The organism is Kribbella sp. VKM Ac-2566 (assembly GCF_004366005.1).
Taxonomy (GTDB): domain Bacteria; phylum Actinomycetota; class Actinomycetes; order Propionibacteriales; family Kribbellaceae; genus Kribbella; species Kribbella pratensis.
Map to the genome: position 1 here is coordinate 40,988 of NZ_SODT01000008.1, position 18,076 is coordinate 59,063.

The 18,076-nt window shown below is 68.0% G+C and carries 11 protein-coding genes, 1 tRNA gene and 1 pseudogene; 1 reads left to right on the forward strand and 12 read right to left on the reverse strand.

The genetic code is table 11. The annotated features are described in order from the left end of the window. Nucleotides 1–15: 15 nt before the first annotated feature. From EV647_RS03235 to EV647_RS03270, 8 genes and pseudogenes are all read right to left on the reverse strand, one after another. Complete coding sequence (locus tag EV647_RS03235; protein WP_133786389.1) at nucleotides 16–732, reverse strand: ABC transporter ATP-binding protein; 717 nt, start codon at nucleotides 730–732, stop codon at nucleotides 16–18. Beyond that, the gene (locus EV647_RS03240) at nucleotides 729–1,691 is read right to left on the reverse strand and encodes an ABC transporter ATP-binding protein (RefSeq protein WP_133998175.1); all 963 of its coding nucleotides are present in this window, start codon (nucleotides 1,689–1,691) and stop codon (nucleotides 729–731) included. Before EV647_RS03240 ends, EV647_RS03235 begins: the two co-directional genes overlap by 4 nt. Then, complete coding sequence (locus EV647_RS03245) at nucleotides 1,688–3,403, reverse strand: branched-chain amino acid ABC transporter permease (protein WP_133998180.1); 1,716 nt, start codon at nucleotides 3,401–3,403, stop codon at nucleotides 1,688–1,690. Before EV647_RS03245 ends, EV647_RS03240 begins: the two co-directional genes overlap by 4 nt. Continuing rightward, complete coding sequence (locus EV647_RS43620) at nucleotides 3,400–4,104, reverse strand: branched-chain amino acid ABC transporter permease (protein WP_370342790.1); 705 nt, start codon at nucleotides 4,102–4,104, stop codon at nucleotides 3,400–3,402. The genes EV647_RS03245 and EV647_RS43620 overlap by 4 nt, the downstream gene beginning before the upstream one ends. 258 nt (nucleotides 4,105–4,362) lie before the next feature. Next, a pseudogene (locus tag EV647_RS43625) lies at nucleotides 4,363–4,716 on the reverse strand (branched-chain amino acid ABC transporter permease); the annotation flags it as partial. 84 nt (nucleotides 4,717–4,800) lie between these two features. Continuing rightward, nucleotides 4,801–6,030 (reverse strand): branched-chain amino acid ABC transporter substrate-binding protein, encoded by a 1,230-nt coding sequence (locus tag EV647_RS03260; RefSeq protein ID WP_133998183.1) that lies wholly within the window; start codon nucleotides 6,028–6,030, stop codon nucleotides 4,801–4,803. Between the two features lie 352 nt (nucleotides 6,031–6,382). Further along, the gene (locus EV647_RS03265; RefSeq protein WP_133998186.1) at nucleotides 6,383–6,970 is read right to left on the reverse strand and encodes a response regulator; all 588 of its coding nucleotides are present in this window, start codon (nucleotides 6,968–6,970) and stop codon (nucleotides 6,383–6,385) included. 15 nt (nucleotides 6,971–6,985) lie between these two features. Beyond that, on the reverse strand, nucleotides 6,986–7,753 hold the full coding sequence (locus tag EV647_RS03270) for a transcriptional regulator (protein WP_133998189.1): 768 nt from the start codon (nucleotides 7,751–7,753) through the stop codon (nucleotides 6,986–6,988). Between the two features lie 76 nt (nucleotides 7,754–7,829). Between EV647_RS03270 and EV647_RS03275 the strand changes: the two genes are divergently transcribed. Further along, nucleotides 7,830–7,903, forward strand: a tRNA-Leu gene (locus EV647_RS03275). A 741-nt stretch (nucleotides 7,904–8,644) separates the two neighbouring features. On the opposite strand, the gene pyk is transcribed toward EV647_RS03275, so the two are convergent. From pyk to gltB, 4 genes are all read right to left on the reverse strand, one after another. Further along, nucleotides 8,645–10,096, reverse strand: a complete 1,452-nt coding sequence (gene pyk, locus EV647_RS03280; protein WP_133998192.1) for a pyruvate kinase — start codon at nucleotides 10,094–10,096, stop codon at nucleotides 8,645–8,647. A gap of 99 nt (nucleotides 10,097–10,195) precedes the next feature. Then, a complete protein-coding gene (locus EV647_RS03285) occupies nucleotides 10,196–11,752 on the reverse strand; it encodes a metallophosphoesterase (RefSeq protein ID WP_238175110.1) in 1,557 nt (518 codons plus the stop codon). Nucleotides 11,753–11,837: 85 nt separating this feature from the next. After that, nucleotides 11,838–13,304, reverse strand: a complete 1,467-nt coding sequence (locus EV647_RS03290; RefSeq protein ID WP_133998195.1) for a glutamate synthase subunit beta — start codon at nucleotides 13,302–13,304, stop codon at nucleotides 11,838–11,840. After that, nucleotides 13,304–17,842 (reverse strand): glutamate synthase large subunit, encoded by a 4,539-nt coding sequence (gltB, locus tag EV647_RS03295; RefSeq protein WP_133998198.1) that lies wholly within the window; start codon nucleotides 17,840–17,842, stop codon nucleotides 13,304–13,306. Before gltB ends, EV647_RS03290 begins: the two co-directional genes overlap by 1 nt. Between the last annotated feature and the right edge of the window lie 234 nt (nucleotides 17,843–18,076).

Below are 18,076 nucleotides of genomic sequence, written 5' to 3' on the forward strand. Positions count from 1 at the left end.
CCAGCAGCGCTCGCATCAGTCCTCGCCGAGATAGGCCTTGCGGACCGAGTCGTTCACCAGCAGGTCCCGGCCGCTGCCGGACAGCACGACCTTCCCGACCTCGAGCACGTACCCGTAGTCGGCCCGCTTCAGCGCGGCCTGGGCGTTCTGCTCGACCAGCAGGATCGTCGTACCCTGCCGCTGCAACTCGCTCACCGTGGTCATGATCCGCTTCATCATGATCGGCGACAGACCCATCGACGGCTCGTCCAGCATCAGCAGCTTCGGCCGGCACATCATCGCCCGGCCCATCGCCAGCATCTGCTGCTCACCGCCGGAGAACGTACCGGCCGGCTGCTTGCGCCGCTCCCCCAGGATCGGGAACAGGTCGTACGCCGCCTGCAGGTCGGAGCGCACGCCCCCGGGATCGCGGCGGGAGAACGCGCCGAGCATCAGGTTCTCCTCGACCGACAGCCGCGGGAAGATCCGCCGGCCCTCGGGCGAGTGCGCCAGACCGCGGGTGACGATGTCGTGCGCCGCCACGTGGTCGATCCGCTCGCCCTGGAACCAGATCTCCCCGCCGGTCGGCCGGAGCAGGCCCGAGATCGTCTTCAGCGTGGTGGTCTTGCCGGCGCCGTTGGTGCCGATCAGCGACACCACCTGCCCCTGCTCCACGCTGAAGCTGATCTTCTTCACCGCAAGGATCTTGCCGTAGGCAACTTCCAGGTCCTTGACCTCGAGCATCGCGCTCATGACCGGCCCTCCTCGTCGGCGACCGTCGTGTCCTGGACGTGGGCGTCCTGCACGTCGACGTCGTCCTCCTCGTCCTCGCCGGTCCCGATGTAGGCCTCGATCACCCGCGGGTCGGACTGCACCTCCTCGGGCGTGCCCTCGATCAGGGCCTCGCCCTGGACCAGGCACAGCACCCGGTCGCAGAGGTTGAAGATGAACCGCATGTCGTGCTCGATCACCACGACCGCCAGGCCCGAGTCCCGGATCTTGAAGATCAGGTCACTGGCCTGCCGGGTCTCCTGCGGGTTCATCCCGGCCGTGGGCTCGTCCAGCAGGATGAGCTTCGGGTCGGTGGCCAGCGCCCGCGCGATCTCGAGCCGGCGCTGGTCGCCGTACGGCATGTTCCGGGCCAGGTGCTCGGCCGACCGGCCGAGGCCGACGAAGTCGAGCAGTTCCTGCGCCCGGGCCCGGGTCGCCTCCTCCTCGCGATGGAACTTCGGCCCGCGCAGCACCGAGGTGAGCGCGCCCGCGCTGGTCCGGCAGTACCGCCCGACCATCACGTTCTCCAGCGCGGTCATGTTCGCGAACAACCGGATGTTCTGGAACGTCCGCGCCATCCCGGCCCGGACAACCGCCCGCGGCTTGGGCGGCAACGGCGACAGCGGCTCCAGCGGCGGCACCGGTACGGCTTCGACGGTCTGCCCCTTCTTGGGACGGATCGCCTTCGCCGGCTTCCGCGGCAGGCCGGCGAACCGGACCTGACCGCTTGTCGGCTTGTAGAGCCCGGTGAGGCAGTTGAAGAACGTCGTCTTGCCGGCACCGTTCGGGCCGATCAGACCGACGATCTCACCCTCGCGGACAGTCAGGTTGACGTCGTTCACGGCCAGCAGACCGCCGAACCGCATCGTCACACCAGTGGCCTCGAGCACCGTCTCACCGGTCACCTCGGGGCGCACCCGCTCCTGCTCGGCGGTGGTCATTTGGCCTCCTCGACGATCAGGCGTTCTTCCTCGACCGCGACGGCCAGCTCCTCGTCCTCTTCGTGGAACTCGAGCTGCCTTCGTCTGCTCGCGACCAGACCCTCCGGCCGGAACCGCATCATCAGCACCAGCAGCAGACCGAACATCAGCAGCCGGTACTCCGAGAAGAACCGCAGTTTCTCCGGCAGCAGCTTCAGGATCGTTGCCCCCAGCAACACACCGGCGATGGTGCCCATACCGCCGAGCACGATCGCCGCGAGCAGGAACGCCGACTCGATGAACTGGTACTGGTCCGGGCTGACCGCCGCGTCCTGGTGGGCCTTGATGGTGCCGGCCAGACCGGCCAGGAAGGCGCCGACCGCGAACGCGAGCAGCTTCAGCCCGAACACGTTCACGCCCATCGCCTCGGCGGCCTTCTCGTCCTCCCGGATCGCCACCCAGCCGCGGCCGATCCGGCTGTTGTTCAGCCGGGAGAAGACCAGGATGACGAAGCCGATCAGGATCAGCAGCAGGAAGTAGTAGTTCGAGAACCGGCCCAGCTCGATCCCCGCGACCATGTGCTCGTCGCCGAAGTTGAACCCGCCGATCGACAGGTCCGGGATGCCCGGGATGCCGTTCGGTCCGTTGGTCAGGTTCGGGCCGTTGTTGCCGTCCAGGTTGCCCATCGAGAACCGGAAGATCTCACCGAAGCCGAGCGTCACGATGGCCAGGTAGTCGCCCGAGACCCGCAGCGTCGGCGTACCGATGATGAGACCCAGCGTCGCGGACACACCCGCACCGACCAGCATCACGACCAGGAACGGCGGCTTCCACCCGACGGTGGCGAACGCCGAGGTCGACAGCACCGCGGCCGTGTAGGAGCCGGCCCCGAGGAACGCGATGTACCCGAGGTCGAGCAGGCCGGCCAGGCCGACCACGATGTTCAGGCCCATCGCGGTCGCACCGAAGATCAGCACCTGGTTCGCGATCGACATGTTCGCGTCCGACCCGTTCTGTGTGAACGGGAACAGGAACGCCACCACGAACGCGGACAGCGTGAGCACCTTGCTGTGCCGCTGCCCGACGTGACCGACGAAGCTCATCGAGCCGGTCCGGAACAACGCCGTCGCGACCACAGCGATGAACACCAGGCAGAGAATGAACGACCAGGCGTCCTGCAGGCCCAGCGCGTACGCCGCGGCGAACAGCACCGCGGCCATCAGCACCGCGATCATGAGGATCTCGGACCAGGCCGGCAGCCTCGCCGCACTCATGTCCCGCAACTGCCGCAACGGCAGCAACCAGCCCGAGACCGCGAGCAACAGCGCGCCCACGAGCGAGATGTAGGCGCCCGGGTTCACGTTGATCAGACCGTCGGACTCGGTGCCGATCGCGACCACGACCAGCACCATGTAGAGCGCCAGGCCGGCGCCGAGCGCCCGGATACCGAGCGTGGCGTCCAGCCAGGAACCCAGCTTGGTCAGCGGGCCCTTCTCCGCAAGCAGCAGCACCAGGGCCAGCACCGCACCGATGATTGCGAGGATCTGCAGGCCACCGGGGTAGAAGTTGATCGACAGGTCGTTCAGGATCTGGCCGTCGTAGCTCCAGGACAGGAACGACCCGACGATCAGCAGCGCCACGCCGGCGATGCCCATCGGCCACGCGATCGGCTTGCCCGGCTTCGCCACCGGGGACTCCGAGGCCTCGTCCACAGGCGTCTTCACATGTGTCATGCCCGGTCCACCACCCTCGCGCCGAGCAGGCCCTGCGGCCTGAAGACCAGAACCAGAATCAGGATCACGAACGCCCAGACGTCCTTCCAGGTGCTACCGCCGAACTGGCCCGGGATGTACTGCGTGGCCATCGCCTCGACCACGCCGAGGACCAGACCACCGACGACCGCGCCGTACACGTTGCCGATACCGCCCAGGACCGCGGCGGTGAACGCCTTCAGACCGGCCAGGAAGCCCATCCGGAAGTCGATGTTGTTGTTCTGCAGGCCCTGCGAGACACCAGCGATCGACGCCAGCACCGCGCCGAGGGCGAACGCGACCACGATGATCCGGTCCACGTTGATACCCATCAGCCGAGCGGTGTCCGGGTCCTGCGACACCGCCTGCATACCGCGGCCCAGCCGGGTCCGGTTGATGAAGAACCACAGCAGTACGGCGCAGACCGCGAGCGCCGCGACCGTGAAGATCGCCGACCGCTGGATGGTCACTCCGCCGACCTGCAGCGCCTTGCCGGTCACCACGTCGAGCTGCGGGAACGGGATGCGCGCCTTCGCGCTCGGCCACTCGACCTTGTTGATCAGCACCTTGAACAGGATCCAGCCGACCTCCGCGGTGACCGCGGCCACCCCGGCGCTGACGGCTACCGCGCGGACGCCGACCCGGACCCGCGCATGCGACTTCGTCGCCTCGCCGGCCGTCATGCCGACCGCCGTACCCACGAGCGCGCCGCCGACGATCGCTACCACGACGTACAGCGCGGAGAGATCGGTGCTGATCAGCAGGACGACGATCCACAGTGCCACCGCACCGGCCGCGCCGCCGAGCAGCGGGGCCCGGTCGTGCCACTTGCTGACAGGGTGGTCGAGGTTCGCCTCGGTCTGCCGGTTACCTGCGACGTAGCCGGCCGCGATCGCGAGCCCGGCGAACACCACCACGGTCCAGGCCGGGCGCTCGTAGAACAGCCGGATGAACTCCTGCAGGAACACGGAGATACCGATCGCCGTGATCAGCGGTGCGAGTCGTGGCGCGTTCCGCAGGGGACGGTACGCGACACGTTCCATCAGCACCGCGGTACTGACCGACGCGAGCATCGCGCCGACGATCATCACCGGCAGGATCCAGACGCTGGTCTCACCGTTGAAGAACAACAGGTACGTCGTCAGCGCGCCGAACGCGCCGATCATGAACACCTCGCCGTGGGCGAAGTTGATGAGCTGCACGATGCCGTACACGACCGTGTACCCGACCGCGATCAGGGCGTACAGCGAGCCCAAGGTCAACCCGTTGACGAGTTGCTGGAGAAACTGGTCCACGTCGACCTCCCATCTGCCTCGGTTGTGACATGTGTCGGGGGTGGGAGGATCCCTCCCACCCCCGAGACATGAGGTCGACCCTGCTTACTTTTCTTCGAACGCCTTGGTCTCGACGGTGGCCCACTTGCCACCGGCAACCTTGTAGACGGTGAGCACCTTCGAGGTGGTGTCGCCGTACTGGTCGAAGGCCACCTTGCCGGTCACGCCGTCGAAGGAGACCTTGCCCATGGCGTCGACCGTCGCCTGCCGCGCGGACTCGACGTCCTTGGCGTCCTTCAGGGACGTCTTCAGTGCGGCGATGATGGCGTTCGCCGCGTCGTAGGAGTAACCGCCGTACGCCGCGTAGGGCTCCTTGAAGCCGGCCGCGTTGTAGTCGGCGACGAACTTCTTCGCCGAGTCCAGCGAGTCCACCGGAGCGCCGACCGAGGTGGCCAGGTCGTTGTCGCTGGTCTTACCGGCCAGGGTGATGTACTTCGGGTCGTAGATACCGTCGCCGCCCATCAGCGGGACGTTCAGGCCGGCGCCCTTCGCCTGCTGCGAGAGCGGACCGGCCTGCGGGTACTCACCACCGTAGTAGATGGCCTGCGGGTTCGACGGCTTGATCGCGGTCAGCGCGGCCTGGTAGTTCGCGTCGTCCGGGTTGATGGTCTGGGCCGCGACGATCGTGCCGCCCAGCTTCTTGAACTCCTCGGTGAAGGTGCCGACCAGACCCTGGCCGTAGGCCTTCTTGTCGTGGATCGTGGCGACCTTGGTGATCTTCGCGGTCTCGTACAGGTACCGGGCCGCGAACGGACCCTGGACCGCGTCGGTGGTGCAGGTCCGGAAGTACGTCGGGTAGGGCCGCTTCGGCTCGGTCTGCCACTTGGCGCCCTGGGTCAGGCCGGGACCGGTGTTGGCCGGCGAGACCTGGACGATCTTCGCCGAGGCGAGGACCGGCTGCACCTGCTGGCTGACGCTGGTGTTCAGCGTGCCGACGACGCCGATGACGTCCTTGTCGCTGGAGAGCGCGGTGGCCGCGTTCTTGCCGGGGTCCGGCTTCGCCTCGTCGTCCTTCGGCACGACCTCGAGCTTCCAGCCCGGGATCGCGTTGGAGTCGTTGGCCTGCTTCACGGCCAGCTCGACGGAGTGCTGGATACCCAGACCCAGGGCCGACAAGTCTCCGGACAGCGGCGCGATGACGCCGATCTTCGCGGTCTTGGTCGAGCCTCCGGAGCTCCCCCCAGAGTCGTTGCCACTGCGTGAGCCGCAGGCAGTCAGGGCCAACGACGCAACGATCAGCGACGCGCCGACCCGTACTACGGAACGCTGGTGCACTGTTCCTCCAATGTCTGGATAGTCCCAGCGAAACCGGGACTCTCGCGCATTTGCCGCGAGCATCCGCAGGTTAGACCCAGCGGGTGTTCCAAGCGAACAGCGCACAGGCTGTGTTGTGAGGTCGTTACCCCGGTAAGCATCGTCCTATGACCTGATTACTGTCCGGTGGGTCATTGTGGTGACATAGAGTCAGTGAGCGGACTTTCTCGGTGAGATCCGCTGGACCGGCGCGGCCGCCGCCGCCACGGTTTGTCACCAAGGCCCGTGCAGGTTCACCTCACGGTTACGACACGCCGGTGTTGGGAGCAGATGACGGCAAGTTGCGCATGGACAGGCCGATGTCCTGGCCCGATCAGGAATCCCCGGCTTCGTTGACGACCAGCTCGGCCACCTGGCGCATCGAGACCCGCTTGTCCATCGCGGTCTTCTGGATCCACCGGAACGAGTCCGGCTCGGACAGCCCGAACTTGGTCTGCAGGATCGATTTCGCCCGGTCGACCAGCTTGCGGGTCTCCAGCCGCTCGGCCAGGTCGGCGACCTCCCGCTCCAGCTCGGCGAGTTCGACGTACCGGGACGCGGCGATCTCGATCGCGGGCAGCAGGTCGGCCTTGGAGAACGGCTTCACCAGGTACGCCATCGCGCCGGCGTCCCGCGCCCGCTCGACCAGCTCCCGCTGCGAGAACGCGGTCAGCATCAGCACCGGGGCGATCCGCTCCCCCGCGATCTTCTCGGCCGCGCTCAGCCCGTCCAGCTTCGGCATCTTCACGTCGAGAATCACCAGATCCGGCCGGTGCTCGATCGCCAGCCGAATGGCCTCCTCGCCGTCCCCCGCCTGCCCGACGACGTCATACCCCTCTTCCGCGAGCATCTCAGCCAGATCCATCCGAATCAGGGCCTCGTCCTCAGCAATCACCACACGCTTAGCAGTCACACCGCACACCCTAGCGACCCCACGTCAGCTCTTCGGCCCCACAAACCCGTCAAGCACCCCAACAGCCTCCCGCCGACTCACCGCAATCGCATTCCACCGCGGCTGCCGCCAAGCGATCCCCAACTGGTCAAGCGCATCCGTGAGAATCTTCCGGATGTCGTCCGACTCGTTCGAGAACATGTACCGCGCGTAGTAGTACCGCTTGCCGTCCGGCTTACTCGCCCAGTTCACGAAGCGGCACCCGTCCGAGTGGAACAGCCCGCGCAGGAGCTGTTCGGGGTACTTGGCAACAATCTCCCGCTGCCAGTCGGTCAACTCGATCTTCCGCAGATGCTTCCGCCCCGGACCATGCTGCGGAAACACACACGGCCAATGCTTCCAACGCGCCTCGACCCGGATCGCACCGCCACCGCCACGCAGGCAAGGGCTGGCATTGGGCTTCACCCGCTTGATCGTCGCCGCGATCTCCTGGTTGAGGTCGGCGTACCGCTCATCGTTGATGATCTGCAGCGTGAACACATCCCGCCTGGCACGCGCGATCGAACCGTCCCCCAGATACCACCCCAGCAACAACGCATACGCTTCCTCGTCCAGTGCGGCTCCATCGCACCGCGGACACGGAGTTCCTCGAGAACCTCCGCAGATCCGGCCCTCACGCTGATACCGCCGCCGCCAAGTACGGATCGTCCGCAACGCGACCCCGTGGATCTCCGCGTTGACGCGATCAGGTACGCCGGCATCGGACATCGCCGGCGCCGACTCCACCGTCTCCCTCGACCTGACGTGACCCACGCCACCAGGCTGCCGACGACCACCGACAGTTTTGCTGATCGACCGGGCCTATGGGCTAGGATTCTGGGACACAGATGCCCTGGTATTCCAACCGGCAGAGAAGATGGTCTCAAACACCATACAGTGTGGGTTCGAATCCCACCCAGGGCACAGAAACTGTCGGTTGCGGCTGGAAATTTAGCCGTTGTGTACGACGAGCAGACCCGGGCGATGGCGCATACCGCGATGGCCGCCGGTGAGAGTCTCAGCGCGATCGGCAAGCGGCTCGGGGTCAGTCGGGCGGCGCTTCGGGAGTGGCGGGACGGCAAGGTACGTCGGACTCCCCCGAGCGGCTGCCCGCGGTGTGGAAGCGGGATGCTCGACGCCTCGTCGTACGCGCATCTTCTGGGGCTGTATCTAGGGGACGGCTGCCTGTCGAGGCACCGGCGTGAGGTGTATGCGCTGCGGATCGCCTGTGATGATCTCTACCCGCGGCTCATCGACGAAGCGGCCGCCGCGATGAGCGCGGTTCATCCGAGTCGACCGGTGCACCGGGTCCAGGCGGTCGGCTACACGTCAGTGGTTTCGTACTGGAAGCACTGGACGTGCCTGTTCCCGCAGCACGGTCCCGGGCCGAAGCACCGGCGTACGAGCGCGCTCGCAGACTGGCAGCAGGAGATCGTTGCCGAGTTCCCCCAACTGTTCCTCCGCGGCCTCTTCAACTCCGACGGCTGCCGCGTCACCAACTGGACAACCAGAACAGTCGCCGGCCAACCGAAGCGCTACGAGTACCCGCGCTACCTGTTCTCCAGCGCTGGCCCTCGACATATTCGTCGGTCCGACGGCCTGAGACGGGTCGAAGCGGGCGGTCAGCGGACCGCCCGCTTCGAGCACAGCTCTCGTCAGCCCGGGTTACGGGTTGGGGCTTCGGTAGGCGGGGGCGTTGCCTTCTATGGCGTCGCCCATGCGGTGGACGCGGAGGGCGTTGGTGGAGCCGGGGATGCTGGGTGGGGAGCCGGCGACGATGACCACCAGGTCGCCCTTGTTGAGGATGCCGAGTTCCAGGAGGCGCTGGTCCACCTGGCGGACCATTTCGTCGGTGTGGTCGACGGTGGGGACGATGTGGGTGGTGATGCCCCACACCACGCTCAGCCAGGCGCTGACCGACGGGACCGGTGTGAACGCGAGCAGCGGGACATCGGTGCGATAGCGAGCGAGGCGGAGCGCAGTGTCACCGGACTGGGTGAACGCGATCAGGTACTTCGCCTCCAGCCGCTCCGCGACGTCCGCGGCCGCGCGGGCGATCACGCCGCCCTTGGTCTTCGGCTCCCACTCGATCTCCTGGATCCGGCCGAGACCGTGCTCCTCGGTCGACTCCACGATCCGGGCCATCGTCTTGACGGTCTCGATCGGGAACCGGCCGACGCTGGTCTCACCGGACAGCATCACCGCGTCGGCGCCGTCGAGTACGGCGTTCGCGACGTCGGAGGCCTCGGCCCGGGTCGGCCGCGGCGCGGAGATCATCGACTCCAGCATCTGGGTGGCGACGATCACCGGCTTCGCGTTCAGCCGGGCCTGGTCGATGATCAGCTTCTGGACCAGCGGGACCTCCTCGAGCGGGAGCTCCACGCCGAGGTCGCCGCGGGCCACCATGAACCCGTCGAACGCCTCGATGATCTCGTCCAGGTTGGCGACCGCCTGCGGCTTCTCGATCTTCGCGACGACCGGGATCCGCAGACCCTCCTCGTCCATGATCTTGTGCACCAGCTGGATGTCGGCGGCGTCCCGGACGAACGACAGCGCGATCATGTCGGCCGGCAGGTGCAGGGCCCAGCGCAGGTCCTCGGCGTCCTTCTCCGACAGCGCGGGCACGCTGACCGAGACGCCGGGCAGGTTGATGCCCTTGTGGTTGGAGACCGGCCCGCCGACGGTGACCCGGCAGACCACGTCGGTCTCGGTCACCTCCTCGGCGACGAGCGCGATCCGGCCGTCGTCGATCAGCAGCTGGTCGCCCGGATTCACGTCACCCGGCAGACCGTCGTACGTCGTACCGCAGATGGTCTGGTCACCAGGCACCTCCCGGGTGGTGATCGTGAAGCGCTCGCCGTAGGTCAGCGTTGCCTTGCCCTCGGCGAACTCGGCCAGCCGGATCTTCGGCCCCTGCAGGTCGACCAGGATGCCGACATTGGCCCCGGTCTCCGCCGCAGCGGTGCGGATCCGCTGATAGATGCGCTCATGCTCGGCGTGGGCGCCGTGGCTCAGGTTGAGCCTTGCGACGTCCATACCTGCTTGGACGAGTTCTGTGATGCGCTCCGGGGCGGCCGTAGCCGGGCCGAGCGTACAAACGATCTTTGCGCGACGCACGTCACAAAACCCTACTCCTGCAAACCACTGGGTCCGCTGGTCCGCCCCCGTTACTGGACAGTTAACAGTAGAAGACGAGCAGCGGCATCGCCTGAATCGTCAAGAACCCAAGGGGGTGTAGGGCCCGACGGTCACGTCGCCGCTGGGCTGGGCGGTGACCGCCTGCAGACCGACCGGAAGGCCTTTCTGGTACGTGATCAGGGTGACCTCACCCGGTTTGCGCAGTGTGTAGCCCAGCGCGAAGGCGTACGCCGCTCCCCCGGTCGTCCCGTTCGTGTACGTCGTGACCGCGCGGTTGTCGACCACCCGGTGTTCGGGCCCGACCTGGCGATGCAGATGACCGGACAACAGCAACGTCGCGCACCCCCGCGCCGCGGTGTCGGCGAACGACGACGGGTCGTGCACCACCATCGTCGAGATCCGCTTGTCCTCCGGCTGGTCGCAGGCGATGTCCGCGAGCCGCTGCGACTGGTGCTCGATGGTCTCGTCGCCCGGGCTGTCCGCGCTGCCCAGTCCGGTGCGCGTCGGGTCGCTGTCGCCGAGGAACCGGATCCCCTCGACCTCGACCGGCTTGCTGTCGAGCACGGTGAACCCGGCCTTGCGCATGGACCCCTCGATGTGGCCGCCGGCGTCGTGGTTGCCGGCCACCGCGACCACCTTGAAGTCCTTGAAGTGCTGCCGCAGCGAGTTGATGCTGAACGCTTCCCAGCTCTGCCCGGACGAGGTGTCGTCCCCGGCGTCGATGAGCAGCTTGGCGCCGCCCGCCTTGGCCACCGCGGCCGCGAAGCCGTCGATCCCGATGTTGTCGTGCCGGTCCGAGACCAGCAGGGCGACCTTCTCGTTCTCGTTCGGCTGGTGCAGTTGCGGTGCGACGTCGGCGACCCGGTCCTTGAGCCTGCCGTACAGCTCGGTGGACTTGCGGTACGTCTCGACCAGCGTGCGGATCACGCCGACCCCGCCGGTGGTGGAGAACCCGGACGCGACCTCGACCGTCTTCAGCCGGTCGTCGAACGACATCTCCGGCAGCAGCTTGAACAACGGCTGCCACTGCGTCGGCGGTACGTCGGGCTGCCGCATCCGTCCCGGTCCGTAGATCGACGCGATCGTGATCAGCATCGCGACCAGGACGACGATCATCCGGTGCTCCGTCCGGCGTTCGTGCCGATGCACCAGGTGCCACAGCTCGCTCCGGCGCCGTGCCCCGAGAGCCGTCCACAGGGTCGCGACCACCACCACGACGAGCAGGCCGGACCCGGCCCCGGCGACCGCGTTGTCGACCGCCATCTCCTGGACGACCTGCTGGATCCGCCCGATCTCACCGTCGGGCTGGGAGGCGATCAGGGTGTCGCGGGTGAGCAGCTCGGTGAGGTTGCCGGCGTCGGTCTCCTGGACGTCGACGTTGACGCCGATGCCGCCGGGCGCGTTCGTCGGGATCCGCAACCGCGGCAGTACTGCGCCGAGGTCGACGGTCGCGTGCCCGTCGAACGTCGGCGACACCGTCGCCGCGTGGGCGCCGATCGTGACCCGCTCGGAGTCGTTCACGAACCCGAACAGTCCCACCAGGACCGAGGTCAGGACGAAGAGCAGGCTCAACCCGGCCCACGGCACAACCGCCCGCAGCCGCTCCTTCGTCACCAGCCGTACCACCACACTCACCAACCTACCGAGAAGCCCCACCTCGAGCACCGACCACCGTTTCCCTGCCGGGTTTGGTTGCCTGGGGCCCAAGGTGGGGCTGCTGTCAGACTGCGAGGGGGCGGGCGGTGGGCGGGATCGGTGTCGGGAGCGTCGACGATCCGGTGAGGTGCGCGTCGACGCCGCCGGCACAGGAACGGCCTTCGGCGATGGCCCACACGATCAGCGACTGGCCGCGGCCGGCGTCACCGCAGGCGAAGACACCCTCGACCGAGGTCTGGTACCGGTTGTCCCGCTTCACGTTGCCGCGCTCGTCGAGCTCGACCCCGAGCTGCTCGAGGAAACCCTCGCGCTCCGGGCCGACGAAGCCCATCGCCAGCAGCACGAGCTGCGCCGGGATGGTCCGCTCGGAGCCCTCGACCGGGGTGAACTTCCCGTCCTTGAACTCCACCTCGACCAGGTTCAGCCCCGAGACGTTGCCGTCGGCATCGGCCTCGAAGTTCACCGTGGAGACGGCGTACACCCGGTCGCCGCCCTCCTCGTGCGCGGAGGCGACCCGGTAGATCATCGGGTACGTCGGCCACGGCTGGTGGCCCGGGCGGTCGTCGCCGGGTCGCGGCATGATCTCCAGCTGGGTCACCGTCCGCGCGCCCTGCCGGTGCGCCGTACCGAGACAGTCGGCGCCGGTGTCGCCGCCGCCGATGATCACCACGTCCTTGCCGGTCGCGACGATCTGGTTCTCGACGGTCTGCCCGAGCGCGGCCCGGTTGGACTGCGGCAGGTACTCCATCGCCTGGTGGATGCCGCCGTACTCACGGCCCGGCACCGGCAGGTCACGGGCCGCCGTGGCACCGGTCGCGATCACCACCGCGTCGTACCGCTGCTTGAGCTGGGTCCCCGTGACGTCCACGCCGACGTTGACGCCGGAGCGGAAGACCGTGCCCTCCTCCTTCATCTGCTGGATGCGCCGGTCGACCTGGATCTTTTCCATCTTGAACTCGGGAATGCCGTACCGCAGCAGGCCGCCCGGGGCGTCGGCGCGCTCGTACACCGCGACCGTGTGCCCCGCGCGGGTCAGCTGCTGCGCGGCGGCCAGTCCGGCGGGACCGGACCCGACGACCGCGATCGTCTTGCCGGTCAGCCACTCCGGCGGCTGCGGGTTGACGTCACCGGTCTCCCAGGCCTTGTCGATGATCGCGACCTCGACGTTCTTGATCGTCACCGGGTCCTGGTTGATGCCCAGGACGCAGGACGTCTCGCACGGCGCCGGGCAGAGCCGCCCGGTGAACTCCGGGAAGTTGTTGGTCGCGTGCAACCGCTCGATCGCACTCGACCAGTCGTCCCGCCAGACCAGGTCGTTCCACTCCGGGATCAGGTTTCCCAGCGGACAGCCGCTGTGGCAGAACGGGATACCGCAGTCCATGCAGCGGCCGGCCTGCTTGGTGATGATCGGCAGCAGCGCCTTGCCGGGACCGCCGGGGTAGACCTCTTTCCAGTCCTTGACCCGCTCCTCGACCGGCCGCCGGTCGGCGACCTCCCGCGGGGTGGTCAGGAATCCCTTGGGGTCAGCCATCAGATGGCCTCCATCATCGCTCGCGTGGTGGCATCCTCGTCCAGCCCGTCGCGCTCGGCGGCCGCCTTGGCCGCCAGCACCCGGGCGTAGTCGCGGGGCATCACCGTGGTGAACCTGGCAGCAGCGGCCGGCCAGTCGGCGAGCAGCTTGGCCGCCCGCTCCGAACCGGTCTCCTCGAAGTGCCTGCGGACCAGGTCGTGCAGCAGTTCGGACTCGTCCGTGGTGACCGGGTGCAGATCCACCAGCTCCGGGTTCACCAGCGTGTGGTCCAGGTCGAGCACGTGGGCCACGCCGCCCGACATGCCCGCCGCGAAGTTCCGGCCGACGGCGCCGAGTACGACGACGCGCCCACCGGTCATGTACTCGCACGCGTGGTCGCCGACCGACTCGACGATCGCGGTCGCGCCGGAGTTCCGGACGCAGAACCGCTGGCCGGCGCCGCCGCTGATGAAAAGTTCGCCGGACGTCGCGCCGTACGCGATCACGTTGCCGGCGATGATCTGGTCGGCAGCGTCGAACCGGGCGCGCCGGTCGGGCCGGATGACGACCCGGCCGCCGGACAGTCCCTTGCCGACGTAGTCGTTGGCGTCGCCCTCGAGGCGCAGGGTGACACCGCGCGGGACGAAGGCGGCGAACGAGTTGCCGGCCGACCCGGTGAAGGTGAGGTCGATGGTGCCGTCGGCCAGTCCGGCCGCGCGGTACCGCTTGGTGATCTCGTGGCCGAGCATCGTGCCGACGGTCCGGTTGACGTTGCGGATCGCGAGCTGTGCCCGGACCGGTTCGCCGTTGTCCAGCGCGGGCTGGCAGATCCGGATCAGCTCGTTGTCGAGGGCCTTGTCCAGACCGTGGTTCTGCTCGATGGTCTGGTGCAGCGACGCGCCCTCGGGCAGCGCCGGCACGTGCAGGATCGGCGACAGGTCGAGCCCGTCGGCCTTCCAGTGGTCGACGGCGCGCTCGATGTCGAGTACTTCGGCGTGCCCGATCGCCTCGTCCAGCGTCCGGAACCCGAGCTCCGCCAGGTACTCGCGGACCTCCTCGGCGATGAACTCGAAGAAGTTCACGACGAACTCGGGCTTGCCGCTGAACCGCTCCCGCAGCACCGGGTTCTGGGTCGCGACCCCCACCGGACAGGTGTCCAGGTGGCAGACCCGCATCATGATGCAGCCCGACACCACCAGCGGAGCGGTCGCGAAACCGTACTCCTCCGCGCCGAGCAGCGCCGCGACGATCACGTCCCGACCGGTCTTCAACTGACCGTCGGTCTGTACGACGATGCGGTCCCGCAAACCGTTCAGCAGCAGGGTTTGCTGCGTCTCGGCCAGACCCAGCTCCCACGGCCCGCCCGCGTGCTTCAGCGAGGTCAGCGGCGCCGCACCGGTACCGCCGTCGTGGCCGGAGATCAGTACGACGTCCGCGTGCGCCTTGGAGACACCGGCCGCGATCGTGCCGACGCCGACCTCGGAGACCAGCTTCACGTGGATCCGCGCCTGCGGGTTCGCGTTCTTCAGGTCGTGGATCAGCTGCGCCAGGTCCTCGATCGAGTAGATGTCGTGGTGCGGCGGCGGCGAGATCAGGCCGACGCCCGGCGTCGAGTGCCGGGTGCTGGCGACCCACGGGTACACCTTCGGGCCGGGCAACTGCCCGCCCTCACCGGGCTTCGCGCCCTGCGCCATCTTGATCTGGATGTCGTCGGAGTTCGTCAGGTACTCCGCGGTGACGCCGAAGCGGCCGGACGCGACCTGCTTGATCGAGCTCCGCCGGGCCGGGTCGTACAACCGGTCGGCGTCCTCGCCGCCCTCACCGGTGTTCGACTTGCCGCCGAGCTGGTTCATCGCGATCGCCAGTGTGGTGTGCGCCTCGGCGCTGATCGAGCCGTAGCTCATCGCACCGGTGGAGAACCGCTTGACGATCGCGCTCGCCGGCTCGACCTCGTCGATCGGGATCGGCTGCCGGTCACTCTTGAAGCCGAACAGGCCGCGCAGCGTCATCAGCCGCTCGGACTGCTCGTCGACCCGCGACGTGTACTGCTTGAAGATGTCGTACCGCCCGGTCCGGGTGCTGTGCTGCAGCCGGAAGACCGTCTCCGGGTCGAACAGGTGCGGCTCGCCCTCGCGGCGCCACTGGTACTCGCCGCCGATCTCGAGCTTGCGGTGCGCCGGCAGGATGCCGTCGGCCGGGTACGCGCGCAGGTGCCGGCGGCGTACCTCCTCGGCGATCGTGTCCAGGCCGACGCCGCCGATCCTGGACGACGTACCGGTGAAGTAGATGTCGACCAGGAACGGGGACAGCCCGTTCGCCTCGAAGATCTGGGCGCCGGTGTACGACGCGACCGTCGAGACACCCATCTTCGACATGACCTTGAGCACGCCCTTGCCGAGCGACTTCACGACGTTGCGGATCGCCTGCTCCGGCTCGATACCGGGCAGGTACGTGCCCTGGCGGCACAGGTCCTCGACGGACTCGAGCGCCAGGTACGGGTTGATCGCGGCCGCGCCGTACCCCATCAGGAGCGCGACGTGGTGCACCTCGCGGACGTCACCGGCCTCGACGACGAGACCGACCTGGGTGCGGGTCTTCTTCCTCACCAGGTGGTGATGAACCGCCGCGGTCAGCAGCAGCGACGGGACCGGTGCGCTGTCGGCGTTCGAGTGCCGGTCGGACAGCACCAGGATGCGGGCGCCGTCACGGATCGCGGCGTCGGCCTCGGCGCAGATCTCGTCGAGGCGTGTGCGGAGCGCCTCACCCCCGCCTTCGACGTCGTACACGCCGCGCAGGACCGTGGTGGCCAGGCCGGGCATGTCGCCGTCGAGGTTGATGTGCCGGAGCTTGGCCAGCTCGTCGTTGGTGATCACGGGGAACGGGATCACCACCTGCCGGCAGGAGGCCGGGCTCGGGTTGAGCAGGTTGGACTCCGGGCCGAGGCTGGACGACAGCGAGGTCACCAGCTCCTCGCGGATCGCGTCCAGCGGCGGGTTCGTGACCTGTGCGAACAGCTGCGCGAAGTAGTCGAACAGGAGCCGCGGCCGGTCGCTCAGGACGGCGATCGGCGTGTCGGTGCCCATCGAGCCGATCGGCTCCGCGCCGGACTTCGCCATCGGGGTGAGGATGACGCGCAGCTCCTCCTCGGTGTACCCGAAGACCTGCTGGCGCCGGGTCACCGACGCGTGGCTGTGCACGACGTGCTCCCGCTCGTGCAGGTCCTCGAACCGGATCAGGCCGGCGTGCAGCCACTCGTCGTACGGGTGCTCTGCTGCGAGCGCGTTCTTCACCTCGGCGTCGGTGATGATCCGGTGCGCGTCGACGTCGACCAGGAAGATCCGGCCCGGCTCGAGCCGGCCCTTCTCGGTCACGGTGGCCGGGTCGATGTCCAGGACGCCGGCCTCGGAGGCGAGGACGACGAGACCGTCGTCGGTCACCCAGTACCGCGAGGGCCGCAGGCCGTTGCGGTCCAGGACCGCGCCGACCTTGGTGCCGTCGGAGAAGACGACCGACGCCGGGCCGTCCCAGGGCTCCATCAGCGTCGAGTGGAACTCGTAGAACGCGCGCCGCTTCGGGTCCATCGTGGTGGCGTTCTCCCACGCCTCCGGGATCATCATCAGCATCGCGTGCGGCAGCGAGCGGCCGCCGAGGTGCAGGAGCTCGAGAACCTCGTCGAACGACGCCGAGTCCGAGGCGCTCGGCGTACAGATCGGGTAGAGCTGCTCGAGGTCGCCCGGGATCAGGTCGCTGGAGAGCAGCGCCTCGCGGGCGCGCATCCAGTTCCGGTTGCCCTGGACGGTGTTGATCTCACCGTTGTGGGCGATGTAGCGGTACGGGTGGGCCAGCGGCCAGGACGGGAACGTGTTCGTCGAGAACCGCGAGTGCACGATCCCGATCGCGGAGGCGAGGTCGGGGTCGGTCAGCTCGGGGAAGAACTTGTCCAGCTGGTCGGTGGTCAGCATCCCCTTGTAGGTGATGGTCCGGCCGGACAGCGACGGGAAGTACGTCTCGGTCTCCTTCTCGGCGCGCTTGCGCAGCCGGAAGGCCATCCGCTCCAGCGCCAGGCCGAGCACGCGGCCCGCCTTCGCCGTCACGAAGAGCTGCTTGAAGGTAGGCATCACCGAGCGTGCGGTGGCGCCGAGCAGATCGGGGTTGGTCGGGACGTCGCGCCAGCCGACCACGGCCAGGTCCTCCTCGGCCGCCAGCTCCTCGATCCGCGCGATCGCCTTCGCGGCGTCGTCGGGATCGGCGGGCAGGAAGGCGATACCGGCCGCGTAGCTGTGCGGCGCGGGCAGCTCGAACTCGCACACCTTGCGGTAGAAGGCGTCCGGGACCTGGATCAGGATGCCGGCGCCGTCACCGGAGTCGGGCTCGGCACCGGACGCGCCACGGTGCTCGAGGTTCCGCAGGGCGGTCAACGCCTTGGCCACGATGTCGTGGCTCGGTACACCGGTCAGGGTCGCGACGAAAGCGACTCCACAAGCGTCGTGCTCATGGTTTCCGTCGTACAGGCCCTCGCTGGGGCGGTGCCGGTTTTGGGCAGGGGGGACACCAAACATTCAGGAGCTCCCGTCGTCCTACGGTCAACACAACTGGCCGCGGGACAACACTGGCCCAAGCCGGGAGTCCCGAGACTACCTCATGACGCCCGCCAGTTGGACTTCCTGTCCATCACGAAACGCCTTGATAACCCTCCGTAAGCAAGCGCTCACTATGGCCTCCCATCATCCCAGCCCACCTCCGTCACAGCCACCCACACCCGCTCGAAATTCACCTGCTGAGACCGCGAGATC